We start from the raw sequence: 17,810 nt of genomic DNA on the forward strand, positions 1-17,810 counted from the left end.
ACATTATCCGCGCCCGAATACGGGCCGTTCATACGGCACCTCACGAACCGGGAAACTTGTACCCCAGGTGGGACTCGAACCCACAACACGCGGATTTTAAGTCCGCTGCCTCTGCCAATTGGGCTACTGGGGCGCCCGGTCAATGGTATCGCCTTCCACGGCAGCGAAAGGTTCCGCGTACCGGAAGGTTCCGTGCACGCCTCCGGGCCAGACTGCGAGCGGAAGGAACTGGAAGTTGTCTCCCCACTTTTTATCGGGCGCCTCTATGCCCATGGACGCCGAAGGCACGAAGCCGAACCGCGGGTAATATTCGGTGCTGCCGAGCAAGGCAATGCCCCGCTCCCCTGCCGCGTTGGCCCGGATTACCGTTTCACGCATGAGCGCCGAGCCGATGCCGTGGCGTTGTAGCCTGGGCGCCACACCGATGGGGCCCAGCCCCAGCAGCTCAAGGCCGTCCACCCACGCCCGCGTGCTGATCACGTGTCCCACGATTTCGCCGTCCAGCTCGGCCACAACGCTGAGCTCCGGCAGATACTCCTGCGATTCGAATAGCCGGCGCAGGATGTCCACCTCCACGGGCTCGCCCTCGACCGGCAGTCCTGTGACCGGAGACACCGAGAATGCCTCGGCCGCCAAAGCGAGGATGGCTTCGCGGTCTTCGGGTTTCTCATTCCGCAGCTTCACCTCGCGCACGGGTTCAGGATCAGTTGCGTTCGCCGCTGCGAGCTCGGCCAGCGCCTCGAGGGCCCGGGCAGAGTCTCCCACGGGGACCAGCAAGTGGTCATGGTGAAAGCCTGCCAGCACGTTGCAGCTGATTTTGGCGTCTGTCAGGGCCCGGCTCACGGCGGCAGTCAGGCCCACGGCCTCCAGATCCGAATGGACCTCCAGAGTGATCCAGGCGGCCACGAAGTCGTAATCGAGTCCCAGGGCGTCCGCCTCGGCGCGCGGCAGCACCACGGTCAGCCCTTCGGCTTCACGGACAGCAGCCTCGATGCCGGCTGCCAAGGGCCTTCCGTGCGGCCAGAGCACATACACGTACTCGCCTTCGCGGAGCACCGGATGCATGGCGGCCAGGAGCGTCTGGAGGTTCTTTTCACCCGTCATGCAGCCAGTCTAGACTTCACCGCAGCCGCTTCCCGGGACGCGGCTGCGTCGGAAGCCGCACTGAAGAAAACAGGCCAACGACGAAAGCGGCCGCTCCCCCAGGGGGAACGGCCGCCGTCGTCAGCTGTAGCTCTTTACTTGGCTTCCGCCACAACAGGGTCCTTTGAACCACCCAGCGGGGCGTCGGCGGTCTTGCCGGCAACCGGGGCAGCCGGAGCGGCGGCCGGCTTCGGAGCCGGGGTGGCGGCCGCAACAAAGGCACCGCGGGGGTTGTCGAGGTCCATGAGCGGCGTGGTGTCGCGGCCCATGAAGAAGCTCAGGATCCAGCCAAAGATTACGCGGACCTTGCGCTCAACCGTGGGGATGGCCATGCCGTGGTAGCCGCGGTGTGCCAGCCAGGCGAGGCCGCCCTTGAGACCGATGCGGCCGAGGAGATTGATGTTGGCAACACCCTTCCACTCGCCGAAGCCGGCAACAGCGCCAAGGTTCTTGTGCTTGTAGTCCACCAGCGGCTTGTTCCAGCGGGAAGCCCACAGGTTCTTGGCGAGGCGCTTCGCCTGGCGAAGTGCGTGCTGGGCGTTCGGGACGCAGGTACCGTCCGGCAGTCCACTTCCGGTGAGGTCAGGCACGGCAGCGACGTCGCCGGCAGCCCAGGCATTGTCGACAATGCCTTCGTCGCCTGCGATGCGCAGGTCCGGGAGCGTGCGCACACGTCCGCGCGGCTCGAGCGGGAAGTCGGTGGACCGGACCATCGGGTTGGCCTGCACACCGGCGGTCCACACCAGGGTGTCCGACTCGAATTCCTGCGCCGGGGTCTTGTCCGGGAGGTTGATGAGCTTCAGGGAGCCTTCGGCGCTGTCAAGCGAGGTGTTGAGCAGCACCTCGATGCCGCGGCTGCGGAGGTGCTCCACGACCCATTCGGCCTGCTTGGCCGTGACCTCGGGCATGATGCGGCCCATGGCTTCGACGAGGACGAAGCGGACTTCCTCCTGCTTGACGCGAGGATTGTTCTTGACCGCCGCGCGGGCGAGGTCTTCCATCTCGGTAATGCACTCAATGCCGGCGAAGCCGCCGCCGACGACGACGAACGTCAGGGCGCGGGCACGCTCTGCGGGATCCGTCATGAGCGAGCCGGTCTCAATCCGCTCGAGGACCTTGTTGCGAAGTGCAACGGCTTCCTCAATGGTCTTGAGCCCGATGCCCTTGTCCCCCAGGCCCTTGATGGGGAAGGTGCGGGTAATCGCACCGGCCGCCAGGACAACGTCGAAGTACGGAATCTCGAAGTTGTCGCCGCCGTCTGCCGGAGCAACCACGGCAGTGCGGTTGGCATGGTCAATCGAGGTGACGCGGCCCTGGATAAGTTCGGTCTGCTTGAGGTGCTGGCGGTGGGAGACCACAGCGTGGCGCGCCTCGATGTTGCCGCCGGCGACCTCGGGCAGGAAGGGCTGGTAGGTCATGTAGGGCAGCGGATCCACGACGGTGACGATGCCGCCGGCGTTCGCGATCTTCTTCTGCAGTTTGAGTGCTACGTACAGGCCGACGTACCCGCCGCCGACGACGAGCACCCGGGGACGGTCCTGGAGCTGAGGGGTGGTTGCCATGCATCCAGAATACAGTAGTTTGTGAAAATCTTCACTAACGAGGCGGATCGCCGGAATCCACCCGGTTCAGCACACCCGTATCGGGCTCCTCGCCGCTTCCGCCGGACGCCCGGTAGGCGCGGCGCAGCTGAATGGCTGCGCCGGCGATGATGGCCAGGAAGAGGCCTCCGAAACCGATGACGACGGCGGCAGGAAGGGCGCTGTCCAGAGGCGACGGCGGCTGCGCCACCGGCACCGTGGCCTTGGGAAGGGTGGGCTGGGCCACGTGGGATTCGGCAGGCGGAACCGGGGACGGCGTTGCCAGGTTTCCGCGGCGGTGGACGCGGATCCAGTCCGAGATGGACCCCAGCGGATTGGTCTGCGTCTCTGCGACGTTGTCCTTCAGTGCCGCCTCGGCATTGAGCACCCCGAAACCGTACAGCGGGTCCTTGCCCGGCGCCCCCGCATCCTTGGCAGTGGTGACAATTCTGTTGATGACCTGCTCCGCGCTCATCTGCGGCCATTTGGAGCGGATCAGCGCGGCCACGCCTGAAACGATCGGGGTGGCGCCGGAGGTGCCGGCCCATTCCGCGTAGCTCCCGCCGGGGAGCCCTCCGGCAAGCTTCTCGGCGGGCGCTGCCACGCCGATGCTGATGCCCTGCGACGAGGAGTCCGTGCTGGCGTTGCCGTTACGGTCCAGTCCCGCCACGGTGAGAACGCCCGGGATGGTGGCGGGTGCCCCCACCTGGACGTTTCCACCGACCCGGTTGCCGGCCGCGGCCACAATGACCACGTCCTTCTGTTCCGCGTACAGGAAGGCGGCGTCCCAGCTCTGCGGCCATTCCGGCGATGTGCTGCCCAGCGAAATGTTGATTACCTTGGCCCCGTTGTCCACGGCCCAGCGGACAGCCTCAGGGATCTGGTCCTGATCGCTCTTCCCGCCAGGGTTGGCTGAACCCAGCCATGTGGATACGGAGAGGATCTCGGCTTCGGGTGCGACCCCCATGATCCCGTCCGGCAACGTCTTCGACGGTGACGGGCTGGGCGTCGACTTGGCGCCGGCCTTGGACTTCTTCGGCGGCGGCTGGTGTCCGCGGCCCGCCAGCATGGTGGCCACGAGGGTGCCGTGCTCGGGCTTTGCACCGATGCTTTTCTGCCCGTCGGATGTACCCGCTCCCGAGACGTCATGGCCGCCGGCGATGGCGCCCTTCAGGTCCGGGTGGTCGCCGTCCACGCCGCTGTCGATCACGGCCACTTTGACGTTGGCGCCCTTGGAGATCTCCCAGGCCTTGGTGATGCCTGCTTCCTTGAGCCAGTATTCCTTGTCGCGCCAGGTGTCTGCCTGCGCCGCGGGGGCTGTTGCGATCGCTGCCGCAGCGACGCCGCCGGCAAGCGCCGCAGACAGCAGAGCGGAGACCGTCCGGCGGAACCGGGCTGTTGCTCTGGTCATTCAAGATCCAATACTCGGTTGGCTGGTGCCTCGTTAGCTGACACTCAGTTAACTGACACTCAGGGCAATTCCGTCAAGAATATCGTGCTCGCTGGCGGTGGCTGTAATGACCGCTCCGCCCGTGAGCTCGCCCATCCTGGTGAGGATCTGCCGCCAGACCAGCGCTCCGGCGCCGATGACGTCAACCCGGCCGGGGTGCATGTACGGCAGTTCGGCCCGCTGCGCCTTGGTCATCCTCAGCAGGTCGCTTGCCGCAGCCTGGATGGTTTCGATGGACAGCTCGGCACCGTGGATGGCGGCCGGCAGGTACTCCGGCAGTTTCAGCGCATGCGCGGTGATGGTGGTGATGGAACCGGCAACCCCGACGACGGCGGTGCTGCGTTCCAGCGGAACGTCCAGGCCCGCTTCGGTGATCGCGGCATCTACGTCAGCCTCAGCCGCGGCGATCTGTTCGGCCGTGGGCGGATCGCTCTTGAGGTGGCGTTCGGTCAGCCTGACGCAGCCGATGTCCACGGATTTCGCGGCGATCACGCCGCCGGTGTCACCCAGCACGAATTCCGTGCTGCCGCCGCCCAGGTCCACCACCAGTACCCGGTCACTGCCGGAGAGCGGCAGCACGCTGCTGGCCCCGGCGAAGGACAGCGCGGCTTCCTCATCGCCGGAGATGACCTCCGGCTCCACGCCGAGGAGGCCGTGGATGCCATCCACGAACACCTGGCGGTTGCGGGCGTCGCGGCTCGCGGAGGTAGCCACGAAGCGGACCTTCTCAGCCCGGTATTCACGGATCATTGCGGCGTAATCCGCGGTGGCCGCGAACGTGCGCTCCAGCGCTTCGGGCGCGAGCTCGCCGGTGGCGTCAACGCCCTGCCCGAGCCTCACCACGCGCATCTCCCGCACGATGTCGGTGAGTTTGGTGGCGCCGTTGCCGCGGTCGACGTCGGCGATAAGCAGTCGGATGGAGTTGGTACCGCAGTCAATGGCTGCAACCCTGGTCATTCGCCGGCCTCCTGCTTGGACTTCCGGACGGGTGCGGGCCGCCCGACGATTTCCGGCAGGCCCTGCGGACCGTGGCGGCTGAGGTCCCTCGACGGCGCTTCACCGTCGGTGTCCCAGGCGCCGTCGCAGTAGCAGCGGTCGGCGGTCCACCACTCGGCGATGGCGTCGATGGCTTCGTCGCCGAGGGGATTCACGCCGCGGCCGGCGGCGAGCGACTGGCCGACGAGCACATGCAGGCATTTGACCCGGGTGGGCATGCCGCCGGCCGAGATGCCGTCAATTTCGGGCACGCCGCCAATGCCGGAGCGGGCCCCGATTTCGGCACGGGATGCGAGGTATGCCTCGTGGGCGCCGCGGTAGCTTGCCGCCAGCGCTTCATCCGCGGTGAGGCGGTCGTTCATTTCGTTCATGAGCCCGGCCGCCTCAAGGCGTGACACGGCTGACGTGATCACCGGATGCGTGAGGTAGAAGGTGGTGGGGAACGGCGTGCCGTTGCTGAGCCGGGGAGCCGTGGCCGCCACGAGCGGGTTGCCGCAGACGCAGCGCGCGGGGATCTCGACGACGTCACGGACCGGCCTGCCCAGTTGGCGGCTCAGCACCTCAAGATCGTGTGCCGATGGCTGGCGGGATTCCTCCGGCGCTGTTGCCGTGTTCTCGTCCACTGGCGCGGCCGTCCTTCCTGCCCGGATCTGGCTGTCTCAAAGGCGTGTGAGACAGTCCCGCGGCGGGCGCCGCTCTTAGTCTGTTGCCGAACGCCTGATGGACTCCCAGAGGGAATCCACCCACGGCAGGTTGGCGGGGTCTTGTGCTGCTGCTGCACCGGGCTGGCTGCCTGACGCGCCGGCCGGCAGGTCGCTGCCGAACACCCAGTAGCCGGTCTCTCCCGGCATAACCATGTTAATGCGGTCCCGGGCCTGCTGCTTGACATAGTTCGGGTCCTGCCAGCGCGAGACCTGGCGCTTGAGGTTGTCCTGGTTCGACTTGCTGGCGGCGATGTCCGCTTCCAGCGCCGCGATCTCCGCCCGTTTGTCGATGAAGATCTTTACGGTGGGCGCCAGCATGATGGTGATGGCAATCATAACGACGGCCAGTGCCAGCATGCGGCCGGAAAAGGCTTTGGCGGGAACGGGGTCGAGGGCTTCGTCGGCCGCCTGAACCGCTGAGGATCCGGATGTGCCGCGGTTTTTCCCGGCTGCTTCCTTGCCGGGGGCGGATCCCTTTGCGGGCGCGGGTCCGCCAGCAGGTGCCGTTCCCTTGGCTGGCTGCCCGTGGGTGCCGTTTGCTTTCGACGCAGCCGATTCCCTGGCGCCCGCTGCACCGCTTTCCCGTGTGCCCGTTTCCCTGACGGCGTCAGCAGGACGGTGGCCGCCGAAGTCCGCCTGGATGACGTCTCCCCCGGGGGATCCGGTCTCGGGGTGCCGGGATGCTGGGGTCACCCGGGGAACTTTGGGACGGCGGGTAGCCATGACACTCCTGTAAACGCGTGACGCTGGGCTGTAACGCTGGACGGTAACGCTGGACGGTGGCCGGCCTGACGAGCAGCGGCCGTAGCGGGCAACGGCCTCAAACAAAAACCGGTGGCTATGGTCTTTCCACCATAGCCACCGGTCAGTTGTTTATCCGGCTACTAGCCGTTGAAACGCGGGAAGGCGCTGCGTCCGGCGTAGCGTGCGGCGTCGTCGAGTTCCTCTTCGATGCGCAGCAGCTGGTTGTACTTGGCTACACGCTCCGAGCGGGCCGGGGCGCCGGTCTTGATCTGGCCGGCGTTGGTGGCGACGGAGATGTCGGCGATGGTGGTGTCCTCGGTCTCACCGGAACGGTGCGAGGTGATGGTGGTGTAACCGGCACGCTGGGCCAGTGACACGGCGTCCAGCGTCTCGGTCAGGGAACCGATCTGGTTGACCTTGACGAGCAGCGAATTCGCGGTCTTGGTGTCGATGCCGCGCTGCAGGATGGCCGGGTTGGTGACGAAGAGGTCATCGCCCACGAGCTGGACCTTGTCGCCGATGGCGTCGGTGAGGGTCTTCCAGCCTTCCCAGTCGTTCTCGTCGAGCGGGTCCTCAATGGAAACCAGCGGGTAGTCGGCTACCAGCTCGGCGTAGTAGGCGCTCATCTCGGTGGCGGAAAGTGCCTTGCCTTCGAACTGGTAGGCGCCGTCCGTGAAGAACTCGGAGGAGGCGACGTCCAAGGCCAGGGCGATGTCCTTGCCCGGGGTGTAGCCGGCGTTCTTGATGGCTTCCTGGATCAGGTCCAAAGCGGCACGGTTGGACGGCAGGTTCGGCGCGAAGCCGCCCTCATCGCCCAGACCGGTGGACAGGCCCTTGGCCTGCAGGACTGACTTGAGGTTGTGGTAGACCTCGACACCCCAGCGCAGGCCCTCGGAGAAGGTCTCGGCGCCGATCGGGACAATCATGAATTCCTGGATGTCCACGTCGGAGTCGGCGTGCGAGCCGCCGTTGAGGATGTTCATCAGCGGCACCGGAAGGACGTGGGCGTTGGGGCCGCCCAGGTACTTGTAGAGCGGCAGGTCCGCGGAGGCCGCTGCGGCGTTGGCAACAGCCAGGGACACGCCCAGGATGGAGTTGGCGCCAAGCTTGCCCTTGTTGGCAGTGCCGTCCAGGTCGATCATGGCCTGGTCGATGCTGCGCTGGTCGGTGGCGTCGAAGCCAATCAGGGCCGGGGCGATCTGGTCGATGACCGCGTCAACGGCCTTCTGGACACCCTTGCCGAGGTACCGGCCCTTGTCGCCGTCGCGGAGTTCAACGGCCTCGTGCTCGCCCGTGGAGGCGCCGGAGGGAACCGCTGCGCGGCCGATCTGGCCGTCGGAGAGCAGAACTTCTACTTCTACGGTCGGGTTGCCACGGGAATCGAGGATCTCGCGGGCGTGGATGGCATCGATAAGCGCCATGAATATGCTCCTTATGGTGAAGCGATTTACTGGGAAACTAGCGGAAAATCTCGACGTCCTCGTCAGGGACTAGCGTAGTCGAGAGTGGTGCACGTTACGGAAACCTATCCAGAACCCGGACGTCATGATCCCGGCGGAGCTGAGTTCTGGTACCGCCGGACTGCGCCCCGGAGGGCGCGTTCGGCATCAAACCCCTTGCCGCGGGCAGCACGGACCACCGCGAACAGAAGGTCACCGAGCTGGTTCTCGGAGTCACAGGTTTCGACAAGCTCAACCAGCGGATGGGCATGCCCAACTTGAGGTGTCAGACCCGCCCGGGCGGCCCGGTCGAGGGTTTTCTGGGCACGGGCCAAGGCCGGCAGCGCTTCGGGGATGCCCTCAAAGTGGGTGGCCCGTTCCGGCCGTTCGGCCTTTTTGACGGCGTCCCACTTGAGCACTATCTCCTCCACAGTTGCCGGAAAGGAGTCTTGCAGGGAGCCGTCCGGCCGGAAGACGTGCGGATTGCGCCGGATCATCTTGGCGGTGAGGCCGTGGGCGACGTCGCCGAAAGCGAAGGTGCCGCGCTCTTCGGCGAGCCGGGCGTGCAGCACCACTTGCAGCAGCACATCGCCCAGTTCGCCCTTCAGCTCGGCTTCGTCGGCGCCGGTCTCGATCGTCTCCGCCACCTCGTAGGCCTCCTCGAGGAGGTACTCCACGAGCGACTCATGCGTGAGGGCCCCCATCCACGGGCAGTGCTCGCGGAGTGCTGCAATTATTTCGAGCAGTCTGGAGACCTCCCCGGCGCTGCTTTCAGCCAAGGTCGCCGTAGGCGTCGTTAATGTACTCCACCAGGGCTTCCCTTTCCTCCAGCGGAAGGAAGGACGCCTCGGCGGCGTTGAGCGTCAGTTCAAGCAGGTCGTCGAGGTCATAGTCGAACGTCTCTACCAGAAGCTCGAACTCGTCGGTGAGGCTTACGCCGCTCATGAGGCGGTTGTCCGTGTTGATGGTCACGTTGAAGCCGAGCTGGTAGAGCATGTCCAGCGGGTGGCTTTCGATGCCCTCCCCAAAGCCTGCGATGGCTCCGGTCTGCAGGTTTGAGGACGGGCAGATCTCCAGGGGGATGCCGCGGTCCCGGACCCAGCTGGCGAGGTTTCCGAGCGTCACGAGGCCGATGTTGTCATCGTCTTCGTCGGCGTCGTCGCTGTCGAACTCGACCATGATGTCCTCGGCGATGCGGACGCCGTGGCCGAGGCGCAGTGCCCGTCCGTCCACCAGGGCGGACTGGATGCTGTCAAGGCCTGCGGCCTCGCCCGCGTGAACCGTGGCGGGGAAATTGTTTTCCGCAAGGTAAGTGAAGGCGTCGCGGAAGCGCGACGGCAGGAAGCCGTCTTCGGCACCTGCAATGTCGAAGCCGACGGCGCCGTTGTCGCGGTGGCGGACGGCCAGCTCCGCGATCTCCAGGCCGCGGTCGGCGTGCCGCATGGCCGTGATCAGCTGGCCCACCTGGATCTCGCGCCCGGACTCGGCCACGGCGTCCACACCAGCCTCAAGACCTTCCTGGACGGCCTCAACCACTTCGTCGAGCGTCAGGCCCTTCTGGAGGTGCTGCTCCGGAGCCCAGCGGACCTCTCCGTACACCACACCGTCGTCCCCGAGGTCTTCCACGAATTCCTTCGCCACCCGGAACAGCCCTTCCTTGGTCTGCATCACGGCAATAGTGTGGTCAAAGGTCTCGAGGTAGCGGACCAGAGAACCGGAATTGGCGGACTCACGGAACCATTCCCCGAGTGCGGTGGGGTCTGTTGAAGGGAGGGTGTGGCCAACGGCCTCCGCCAGGTCGATGATGGTGGCCGGTCGCAGACCCCCGTCCAGGTGGTCGTGAAGGGATACCTTTGGAAGGCTCTTCAGGTCGAAGTCAAGGGCAGGGGCGGCGTCAACGATTGGCTCAGTCACGTACCAACTCTAGGGTTGGACCGCGCGCAATGCCAACGGCAATGCGGAGGCCGCGTTTGGCGGGCTAAGCTCAGCGGGCCGATTCGACGTCGGCGGCCACCGCGGCCGGCCGCTCGGCGGCGAGGCTTTCGGCGTCGGGTCCTTTCGGGGCACCCTCCGGTGCCGGCCGATGTTCGGTTGTGCTTCCCGGCGCATGCACGGCGTCGTGGCGGCCGAGCCGCTTGTGCCACCAGCGCAGCAAATGGTCAATGGCGATGCCGAGGATGATGGCGAACACCACGGCGATGCCCGCCCCGAGAAGAGGGTTGCTGTGCAGCCAGGGGAACGAACTGGCAACGATACCGATGCCGATCGAATACCCAACCCAGGTAAAGCAGGCCAGCCCGTCCAGGACGAAAAACCGGCGGTGCGGAAACCCTGTGGTTCCGGCAACGTAATTGACGGCCACTCGCCCCCAGGGGATGTAGCGGGCCGTGAAGATCAGCACGGCGCCGCGCTTCTCCAGCTCATACCGCGCCCAGCCGAAGACCTTTTGCACTTTTGGCCGGCGCATCCATTTCCAGCGGTTCAGTCCGATTTTCCGGCCGAGGAGATATGCCATGTTGTCGCCGGCCATCGCCCCGACGAGCGCAGTGAACCCCAGTATCCAAAGGTTTGGATTGCCGCTTTGCCGGGAGAACGCCGCCAGCGCCACGATGAGTGTCTCGCTGGGAACAACCATGGCGAAGCCGTCCACGAAAAAGAACACGAGCAAGATGGGGTAAATCCACCACTGACCCGCTGCATGGAGCACGGCCTCATTAATAAACTCCACGCGGGTGTTGCTCCTAGCGGAAAATGACCAAAACAATAGTGACGCAAATCGCTCTTTAGTGTCCCATGGCCGGAGCATAGTCCGCTACGCCCGTTCAGGAAAACTCGCCCTCCCCTGCCGGGTCCGGAAGGCGCCCCCGGATCCGGCTGATTACGATGTCCACCACGATGCCCAGCACAATCGCGCAGGCGATCGCGATGGCGGCGCCGAGCAGATGATTGTTCTCGAACCACTGGCCAAAGAACAGCCCGATCCCCACTGAATATGCTGCCCACAGTGACGCGGACAGCACTGTCAGCCCGACGAACCGGGCGTGGGAATAGTGCGTGGCCCCGGCGGTCAGGTTCACGGCCACCCGGCCGATCGGGATAAACCGCGCCACGAGGATCAGCGACGCCGCGCGCTTCCTGAGCTCACGCCCTGCCCAGCGGAAGGCCCGCTGCATGCGGGGCCCCCGCATCCAGCGCCAGCGCCGCGTGCCGACGCCCCGGCCGATCAGGTACGCGGTGTTGTCCCCGGTGAACGCCCCCAGCGCCGCGGTGGCTATGAGCAACCACGGATTGGGGACATCCGCGGTGGCCGCGACCGCCGCCAGCCCCACCACGACGGACTCGCTGGGGATGGGTGGGAAGAAACCGTCAATGATGCAGCAGGCCAGGACAAGGATCAGGACCCAGGGCTGCCCGGCGGCAGCAAGGATGAAGTCGTTGATGGCCTGCATTGGGTCAGGCGATGCGGTCGATGATCAGCTGCTGTGCCGGACGCGATCCTTCCGGCGCGATGGTGACAGCGCTTTCGAGTGCCTCCTTGGCGCGGGCGAATTTCTCCGGGGTGTCCGTCAGCAACGTCATGAGCGGCTCCCCCGCCCGCACAGTGGCTCCAGGCTTGGCGTGCAGCCGGACGCCGGCGCCGGCCTGTACCACGTCCTCCTTGCGGGCGCGGCCGGCTCCAAGCCGCCAGGCCGCAACGCCCACGGCCAGTGCGTCCAGTTCCACGAGGACCCCGTCCGCCGGTGCGTAGATGGTTTCGGACTCCTTCGCGACCGGCAGCTTTGCCTGGGGATCCCCGCCCTGCCCCTTGATCATCCGGTTCCAGACATCCATGGCGCGGCCGTCTTTAAGTGCCGCGGCAGGATCGGCGTCCTTCACGCCGGCACAGGCCAGCATTTCCTCAGCCAGCCGGACCGTCAGTTCCACCACGTCCTCGGGCCCTCCGCCAGCCAGCACCTCCACGGACTCCTCCACTTCGATGGCGTTGCCGGCCGTCAGGCCGAGGGGCGTGCTCATGTTGGTGAGCAGTGCCACCGTGTTCACTCCGGCGTCCTTGCCGAGGGCCACCATGGTCTCGGCAAGCTCCCGGGCACGGGCCTCATCTTTCATGAAGGCGCCGCTGCCCACCTTCACATCGAGCACCAGCGATCCCGTGCCCTCCGCTATTTTCTTGCTCATGATCGACGACGCGATCAGCGGGATGGCTTCGACGGTGCCCGTGACGTCACGGAGCGCGTAGAGCTTCTTGTCCGCCGGGGCCAGGCCAGCACCGGCAGCGCAGATCACCGCCCCGACGTCCTGAAGCTGAGCCAGCATTTCCTCGTTGCTCAGCGCGGCGCGCCAGCCCGGAATGGACTCCAGTTTGTCCAGTGTGCCGCCCGTGTGCCCCAGGCCGCGTCCGGACAACTGGGGCACGGCCACCCCGAATACGGCCACGAGGGGTGCCAGCGGCAGGGTGATCTTGTCGCCCACGCCTCCGGTGGAGTGCTTGTCGGACGTAACCTTCACGCCGCCGTCGGGACGCTGGAGACTCGAAAAGTCCATCCGCTCGCCCGAGGCGATCATCGCGGCGGTCCAGCGGGAGATCTCGGCACGGTCCATGCCGTTGAGCAGGATGGCCATGTTCAGCGCGGCCATCTGCTCTTCGGCGATGACGCCGCGGGTGTAGGCGTCGATGGTCCAGTCGATCTGTGCAGGGCTCAGGATGCCCTTGTCACGCTTGGTGCGGATGATGTCGACGGCGTCAAACGCCTCGGTCTTCTGGGTCACCGTGTTTCCTCCAGGTGTTGGGGGCCGAATGCGTCGGGGAGCACCTGGTCCATGGTCTTGATTCCCTGCGTGGTCATGAGCTCCATGCCGGGAGCCCGGAATTCGTACAGCAGCTGGCGGCAACGCCCGCAGGGCATGAGCACGTTGCCGCCGCCGTCAACGCAATAGAAGGCGCGCAGCAGCCCGCCGCCGGTCATCTGCAGGTTGCCCACGAGCGCGCACTCGGCGCACAGCGTCAGGCCGTAGCTTGCGTTTTCAACGTTGCAGCCGCTCACGACCCGGCCGTCCCCGGTGAGGGCGGTCGCACCCACCGGGAACCTGGAATACGGCGCGTAGGCGTTCTTCATCGCCGCGACGGCGGCGGCCTCCAAAGCCGGCCAGTCGACGTCGGACTTTTCGCCCCGGGTGGTCGAGCTTGTCGAGACGCTCTTGTCCACCGCGGTCAGCCCTTGACGTAAGGGATGCCGCTGGCGGCCGGGGGCCGGGAACGGCCGACCAGGCCGGCCACCGCCAAAACGGTCACGAGATACGGCAGCATGGCCATGAACTGGCTGGGGACCGGGGTGCCGATGATGGTCACAATGCTTTGCAGGTTGTCTGCGAAGCCGAACAGCAGGGCCGCGAAGAACGCGCCAATCGGGTTCCAGCGTCCGAAGATCAGGGCTGCCAAGGCAATAAACCCGCGCCCGCCGGAAATCTCCTTGGTGAAGCTGTCGATCGCCACCAGCGTGAAGAACGAACCTCCGATGCCGGCGATGGCACCGCCCAGTGTGACGTTCCAGAACCGTGTGGCGTTCACCCGGATGCCCATGGTATCCGCGGCCTGCGGGTGTTCCCCGACGGCACGGACGCGCAGGCCCCATTTGGTCTTGAACAGTCCGATCCACACCACGATCACCGCGATGTACATCAGGTAGCCGACCAGGGACTGCTTGAAGAGGATGGGCCCGAGCACGGGAATGCCGGACAGCACGGGGATGTCGATGATCGGGAGCCGCCCCGGAGAATTGAACGTCGCCTTGTCAGCCTGCATCACTGTGCTGAACAGGAAGCCGGTGACGCCGGAGACCAGGACGTTCAGGACCACGCCCACAATGATCTGGTTCACGAGGTATTTGATGCTGAACAGCGCCAGCACCATGGAGACGACGGCGCCTGCCACCGCTGCTGCCAGCAGTCCGATGAACGGGTTCCTGGTCATGCTGGCCACCATGGCTGCCGTGAAGGCCCCGCCCAGCAGCTGGCCTTCGATCGCGATGTTCACGACGCCCACCCGCTCGCACAGCACTCCGGAGAGCGAGCCGAACACGAGGGGAACCGCCAGCGTCACGGAGCCGGCGATGAGGCCGGCAAGGGAGATGCTCGGGGTGCGGGCACCGCCCACCACCCAGATGAGGAAGGCAGCGACGAAGAGGACGATGAAGGCGATGGGCAGCCAGCGGGGTGCAGCCTGGTCCTTCGTCTTGAGGTAAACGGCGTAGCCGGCCAGGCCCAGCATGATGACCGACAGCACGATGCCGCCCAGAAAGCCCGGGACCTCCAGCGCGGGCAGCTGGAAGAAATCCCCGCTGGAGGACAGGCCGAACCGTGCCGTCTGGTTGGGTCCCATAAGGCCAAAGAAGATGAAGGCCACGATGCCCAGTGCCGACAAGAGGACGGGAACCTTCCAGGTCACCGGCTTCTCAGACGTTGCCTGCTGGCGCTCTTCAGCCCGCGGCGGGGTTCCCGCCTGCGGTTTTCCCGGTTGGGGCGAGGTTGCTGTTGTGCTCATGCTGCACCTCCCGTGGTGGCTGCGGTCTTGGACTTGCCGGCGGTTACCGGCTTCTTGCGCCGCGGGTTCAGCCCGAACACTGCCCGCACCAGCGGCGGAGCCGCGATGAAGAGAACGATCAGCGACTGGACCACCAGGACGATGTCGATCGGCGTTCCGGTCTGGATCTGCATCTGGACCGCTCCGGCGCGGAAGGCGCCGAACAGCAGGCCGGCAGCGAACGTCCCCCACGGCGTCGAACGTCCCAGGAGTGCCACGGTGATGGCGTCAAAGCCGTACGTGGCGGCGACGCCGTCGGTGAGGACCTTTTCCGTGCCGGCTACCTGCGCCACGCCGGAGAGGCCTGCGAGGGCGCCGGCAATGGCCATTACCAGAATCGTTGAGCGGGAGACATTGATGCCCGCGGTCTGCGCTGCCTTGGGGTTGGCGCCGACCGCCCGGAACTCGAAGCCCACGGTGGAGCGGTTCAGGAGCCACCACACGAAGACCGTGATGGCGATGGCCAGGAGGAAGCCGAGGTGGAGCCGGTACTGGCTGCCGAAGATCTGCGGGTAGACGGCGCTGGGGTCCAGGATCGGGGAGATGGGGTTGGACTCCCCCGGCCGCCGGAACGCGGGGGTGTTGAGCAGATACCTCAGCAGGTACAGCGCGATGTAGTTGAACATGATGGTGAGGATGACCTCGTGGGCTCCGGTCCGGGCCTTGAGGTAACCCACCAGTCCGCCCCAGAAGGCACCGCCGATGATGCCGGCCACGAGGACCAGCAGCAGGTGCAGGCCCACCGGGAGGTGCAGGGCGAAACCGGTCCATGCCGCCAGGATGCCGGCAATGATGATCTGGCCCTGGGCGCCGATGTTGAACAGCCCGGCGCGGAAGGCCAGGGCCACGCCCAGGCCGGCGGTGATCAGGGGCGTGGCGATGGTGAGTGTTTCCATGAGCGGGGCGAACTGCCCGCCTATGCCTCCTCCGCGCGGATTGAACACCGAGCCCTGGAACAGTGCCACATATGAACGAGTGGCGGCGTTCCAGACCGCCGACAGGAAGTCGGTGGGACGTGCCAGCAGATAGCTTGCCGTGGCGCCGACCTGCTTGTCGGTGAGCGCGATCAGCAGGCCGCCGAGGATCAGGGCGAGCAGGACGGCCAGGACCGATACGGTGCCGCTGCCGGTGAAGATCCTGCGGACGAGTGTTTCCGGGCCGCCTGGGATCTTGCCGCTCTGGGCGGTGGCCGGAACGGCGGAGGGTCCCATGGCTCCGCCGGCAGTGTCCAGTGACACGACGGCGGCGGTCTCCTCGTCCGCGGGCTTCGGCGCATGGTGCCTGTCCGCGTGGGGCTTGTCTGTGTGCGGCCTGCCGGCGTCGTGCTTGTCAGCGGCGTGCTTGTCGGTGTCGTGCTTGTCGGTGTCGTGCTTGTCAGCTTCGTGTTTGTCAGCGTCGGGGCCCGAGGGATTGCCGTCGGGGTGGTGTGGCTGGGTCTGGTCAGTCATGGTCGCCTCCTTCGGCGCGGGAGGCGGACGTCGGCGTAGGGCTGTTGCCGAGGGCTGGGCTGTTGCCGGGTACCGGGTCGTTTCCTAGGGCGGGGTCGCGGTGGTGGAGCTTGTCCGCGTGTGCCTCATCGGGTGAAAGTCCCGCCATCATGAGCCCCAGGACGTCGCGCCCTGTTCCCGCGGGGACGATTCCTACGAGCTTGCCCTTGTAAAGCACGGCGATCCTGTCCGCGAGCTCCATGACTTCATCAAGTTCGGTGGAGACGATCATGACCGGGGTGCCGGTGTCTCGTTCGGCCACGATGCGGCGGTGCAGGAATTCGATGGAGCCGACGTCCACACCGCGGGTGGGCTGCGAGGCGATAAACAGCCGCAGCGGCCGCGAGAGCTCCCGGGCCATCACCACTTTCTGCTGGTTGCCGCCCGACAGCGTTCCGGCAGCGGCTGCGGCGGACGGTGTGCGGACATCGAATTCGCCGATCCGGGAGTTGGCGTTCTCCAGGACCTTGGCCGGGCTCATGCTGATGCCCCTGGCGAAGGGAGCTTTGTCATACAGGTCGAGGACCAGGTTTTCGGCCACGGAGAATGTGCCCACCAGGCCGTCAACCTTGCGGTCTTCAGGCACGAAGCCGACGCCGGCATCCAGCACGTCCTTGACGCTGCGCCCCACGAGTTCCTTGCCGTCGAGCAGGATCGAGCCACTGACCCGCTCCTGCAGGCCAAGGATCGCCTCGGTGAGCTCGGTCTGCCCGTTGCCCTGGACACCGGCGACGGCGAGGATTTCGCCACGGGCGATGCTGAAGCTGATGCCGTCCACGGTGTGGTGGCCGTTCGGCGCGACCACGGTCAGGTCTTTGACCTCGAAGGTGGTCTCCTGCGGCTGCGCGGGGGCCTTGTCCAGGGTGAGGTTCACGGCGCGCCCCACCATCATGGACGCCAGTTCCGTGGTTGAGGCACCGGAATCCGCGGATCCGACCACCTGGCCGCGGCGGATCACGGTGATGATGTCCGAAACGGCTTTGACCTCACGCAGCTTGTGCGAAATGAAGACGATGGAGGTGCCGCCGCCCTTGAGCTGGCGCATGATGTCCAGCAGCTCGTCGGTCTCCTGGGGCGTCAGCACCGCCGTCGGTTCATCCAGAATCAGTACTCTGGCGTCCCGCACGAGTGCCTTAATGATTTCCACGCGCTGCTGGACGCCCACCGGGAGGTCCTCCACGAGTGCGTCGGGGTCGACGTCGAACCCGTAGCGGTCCGAGATCTCCTGGATTTTGCGGCGGGTGTCCTCCAGGTTCAGGAAGCCGCCTGCCTTGGTGGATTCGGCGCCGAGCGCCACGTTTTCGGCGACGGTGAACACGGGCACCAGCATGAAGTGCTGGTGCACCATGCCGATGCCGGCAGCCATGGCGTCTCCGGGGCCGCGGAAGCTGACGGGCTCGTCGTCGATGAGGATTTCGCCGTCGGTGGGCTCGTACAGCCCGTAAAGAACGTTCATCAGGGTGGACTTGCCGGCCCCGTTTTCGCCCAGCAGACAGTGGATCTGTCCGGGTTCAACAACCACATCTATGTGATCATTGGCGAGCAGGGAGCCGAAGCGCTTGGTGATCCCCTTGAGTTCAAGTTTCAAAACTCTGACCAATCTCGTTGCGTCCGGTAGTGAAGGCCGGACGGGATATGTGGCTGCAGCACCAGCCTAGTGCCTGCAGTCATGGGTTGAGCGGGTACGCCC

16 protein-coding genes and 1 tRNA gene are annotated in these 17,810 nt (G+C 66.0%); all 17 read right to left on the reverse strand.

Going from position 1 to position 17,810, the window contains the following annotated elements; genetic code table 11:
- Positions 1-59: 59 nt before the first annotated feature.
- The 17 genes from AC1DD3_RS03820 to AC1DD3_RS03900 all read right to left on the reverse strand — a co-directional run bounded on the left by AC1DD3_RS03820 (position 60) and on the right by AC1DD3_RS03900 (position 17,708).
- Positions 60-133, reverse strand: a tRNA-Leu gene (locus tag AC1DD3_RS03820).
- The gene (locus AC1DD3_RS03825; protein ID WP_476874983.1) at positions 124-1,104 is read right to left on the reverse strand and encodes an N-acetyltransferase; all 981 of its coding nucleotides are present in this window, start codon (positions 1,102-1,104) and stop codon (positions 124-126) included. Before AC1DD3_RS03825 ends, AC1DD3_RS03820 begins: the two co-directional genes overlap by 10 nt.
- Before the next feature lie 134 nt (positions 1,105-1,238).
- A complete protein-coding gene (locus AC1DD3_RS03830) occupies positions 1,239-2,705 on the reverse strand; it encodes an NAD(P)/FAD-dependent oxidoreductase (RefSeq protein ID WP_230117139.1) in 1,467 nt (488 codons plus the stop codon).
- Positions 2,706-2,739: 34 nt separating this feature from the next.
- Positions 2,740-4,134 (reverse strand): S8 family serine peptidase, encoded by a 1,395-nt coding sequence (locus tag AC1DD3_RS03835; protein ID WP_476880966.1) that lies wholly within the window; start codon positions 4,132-4,134, stop codon positions 2,740-2,742.
- A gap of 48 nt (positions 4,135-4,182) precedes the next feature.
- The gene (locus AC1DD3_RS03840) at positions 4,183-5,130 is read right to left on the reverse strand and encodes a Ppx/GppA phosphatase family protein (protein WP_230117137.1); all 948 of its coding nucleotides are present in this window, start codon (positions 5,128-5,130) and stop codon (positions 4,183-4,185) included.
- Positions 5,127-5,792 carry a DUF501 domain-containing protein gene (locus AC1DD3_RS03845; protein WP_230117136.1) on the reverse strand — a complete coding sequence of 222 codons (666 nt, stop codon included), beginning with the start codon at positions 5,790-5,792 and terminating at the stop codon, positions 5,127-5,129. Before AC1DD3_RS03845 ends, AC1DD3_RS03840 begins: the two co-directional genes overlap by 4 nt.
- Before the next feature lie 75 nt (positions 5,793-5,867).
- Positions 5,868-6,596 carry an FtsB family cell division protein gene (locus AC1DD3_RS03850; RefSeq protein ID WP_230117135.1) on the reverse strand — a complete coding sequence of 243 codons (729 nt, stop codon included), beginning with the start codon at positions 6,594-6,596 and terminating at the stop codon, positions 5,868-5,870.
- Between the two features lie 161 nt (positions 6,597-6,757).
- The gene (gene eno, locus AC1DD3_RS03855) at positions 6,758-8,038 is read right to left on the reverse strand and encodes a phosphopyruvate hydratase (RefSeq protein ID WP_230117134.1); all 1,281 of its coding nucleotides are present in this window, start codon (positions 8,036-8,038) and stop codon (positions 6,758-6,760) included.
- 122 nt (positions 8,039-8,160) lie between these two features.
- The gene (locus AC1DD3_RS03860; protein ID WP_230117190.1) at positions 8,161-8,760 is read right to left on the reverse strand and encodes a MazG nucleotide pyrophosphohydrolase domain-containing protein; all 600 of its coding nucleotides are present in this window, start codon (positions 8,758-8,760) and stop codon (positions 8,161-8,163) included.
- Between the two features lie 67 nt (positions 8,761-8,827).
- Positions 8,828-9,970, reverse strand: a complete 1,143-nt coding sequence (locus AC1DD3_RS03865; protein WP_230117133.1) for an adenosine deaminase — start codon at positions 9,968-9,970, stop codon at positions 8,828-8,830.
- A 70-nt stretch (positions 9,971-10,040) separates the two neighbouring features.
- Positions 10,041-10,784 (reverse strand): DedA family protein, encoded by a 744-nt coding sequence (locus tag AC1DD3_RS03870; protein ID WP_230117132.1) that lies wholly within the window; start codon positions 10,782-10,784, stop codon positions 10,041-10,043.
- A gap of 94 nt (positions 10,785-10,878) precedes the next feature.
- Positions 10,879-11,505 carry a DedA family protein gene (locus AC1DD3_RS03875; protein WP_230117131.1) on the reverse strand — a complete coding sequence of 209 codons (627 nt, stop codon included), beginning with the start codon at positions 11,503-11,505 and terminating at the stop codon, positions 10,879-10,881.
- A 4-nt stretch (positions 11,506-11,509) separates the two neighbouring features.
- Positions 11,510-12,823 (reverse strand): thymidine phosphorylase, encoded by a 1,314-nt coding sequence (locus tag AC1DD3_RS03880; protein WP_230117130.1) that lies wholly within the window; start codon positions 12,821-12,823, stop codon positions 11,510-11,512.
- Complete coding sequence (locus AC1DD3_RS03885; RefSeq protein WP_476880967.1) at positions 12,820-13,260, reverse strand: cytidine deaminase; 441 nt, start codon at positions 13,258-13,260, stop codon at positions 12,820-12,822. Before AC1DD3_RS03885 ends, AC1DD3_RS03880 begins: the two co-directional genes overlap by 4 nt.
- Positions 13,261-13,265: 5 nt before the next feature.
- Positions 13,266-14,594: an ABC transporter permease gene (locus AC1DD3_RS03890; protein ID WP_230117128.1), complete on the reverse strand. Its 1,329-nt coding sequence runs from the start codon at positions 14,592-14,594 to the stop codon at positions 13,266-13,268.
- On the reverse strand, positions 14,591-16,081 hold the full coding sequence (locus AC1DD3_RS03895; protein ID WP_476880968.1) for an ABC transporter permease: 1,491 nt from the start codon (positions 16,079-16,081) through the stop codon (positions 14,591-14,593). The genes AC1DD3_RS03890 and AC1DD3_RS03895 overlap by 4 nt, the downstream gene beginning before the upstream one ends.
- Positions 16,074-17,708: an ABC transporter ATP-binding protein gene (locus tag AC1DD3_RS03900; RefSeq protein WP_230117126.1), complete on the reverse strand. Its 1,635-nt coding sequence runs from the start codon at positions 17,706-17,708 to the stop codon at positions 16,074-16,076. The genes AC1DD3_RS03895 and AC1DD3_RS03900 overlap by 8 nt, the downstream gene beginning before the upstream one ends.
- Positions 17,709-17,810: the final 102 nt, after the last annotated feature.

It is taken from the genome of Arthrobacter sp. 05T444 (assembly GCF_056395905.1).

Coding starts and splice junctions, on each gene's coding strand:
- AC1DD3_RS03825 (WP_476874983.1), bottom strand. CDS start 1,104: ATGACGGGTGAAAAGAACCTCCAGACGCTCCTGGCCGCCATGCATCCG.
- AC1DD3_RS03830 (WP_230117139.1), bottom strand. CDS start 2,705: ATGGCAACCACCCCTCAGCTCCAGGACCGTCCCCGGGTGCTCGTCGTC.
- AC1DD3_RS03835 (WP_476880966.1), bottom strand. CDS start 4,134: ATGACCAGAGCAACAGCCCGGTTCCGCCGGACGGTCTCCGCTCTGCTG.
- AC1DD3_RS03840 (WP_230117137.1), bottom strand. CDS start 5,130: ATGACCAGGGTTGCAGCCATTGACTGCGGTACCAACTCCATCCGACTG.
- AC1DD3_RS03850 (WP_230117135.1), bottom strand. CDS start 6,596: ATGGCTACCCGCCGTCCCAAAGTTCCCCGGGTGACCCCAGCATCCCGG.
- eno (WP_230117134.1), bottom strand. CDS start 8,038: ATGGCGCTTATCGATGCCATCCACGCCCGCGAGATCCTCGATTCCCGT.
- AC1DD3_RS03860 (WP_230117190.1), bottom strand. CDS start 8,760: ATGGGGGCCCTCACGCATGAGTCGCTCGTGGAGTACCTCCTCGAGGAG.
- AC1DD3_RS03875 (WP_230117131.1), bottom strand. CDS start 11,505: ATGCAGGCCATCAACGACTTCATCCTTGCTGCCGCCGGGCAGCCCTGG.
- AC1DD3_RS03890 (WP_230117128.1), bottom strand. CDS start 14,594: ATGAGCACAACAGCAACCTCGCCCCAACCGGGAAAACCGCAGGCGGGA.
- AC1DD3_RS03895 (WP_476880968.1), bottom strand. CDS start 16,081: ATGACTGACCAGACCCAGCCACACCACCCCGACGGCAATCCCTCGGGC.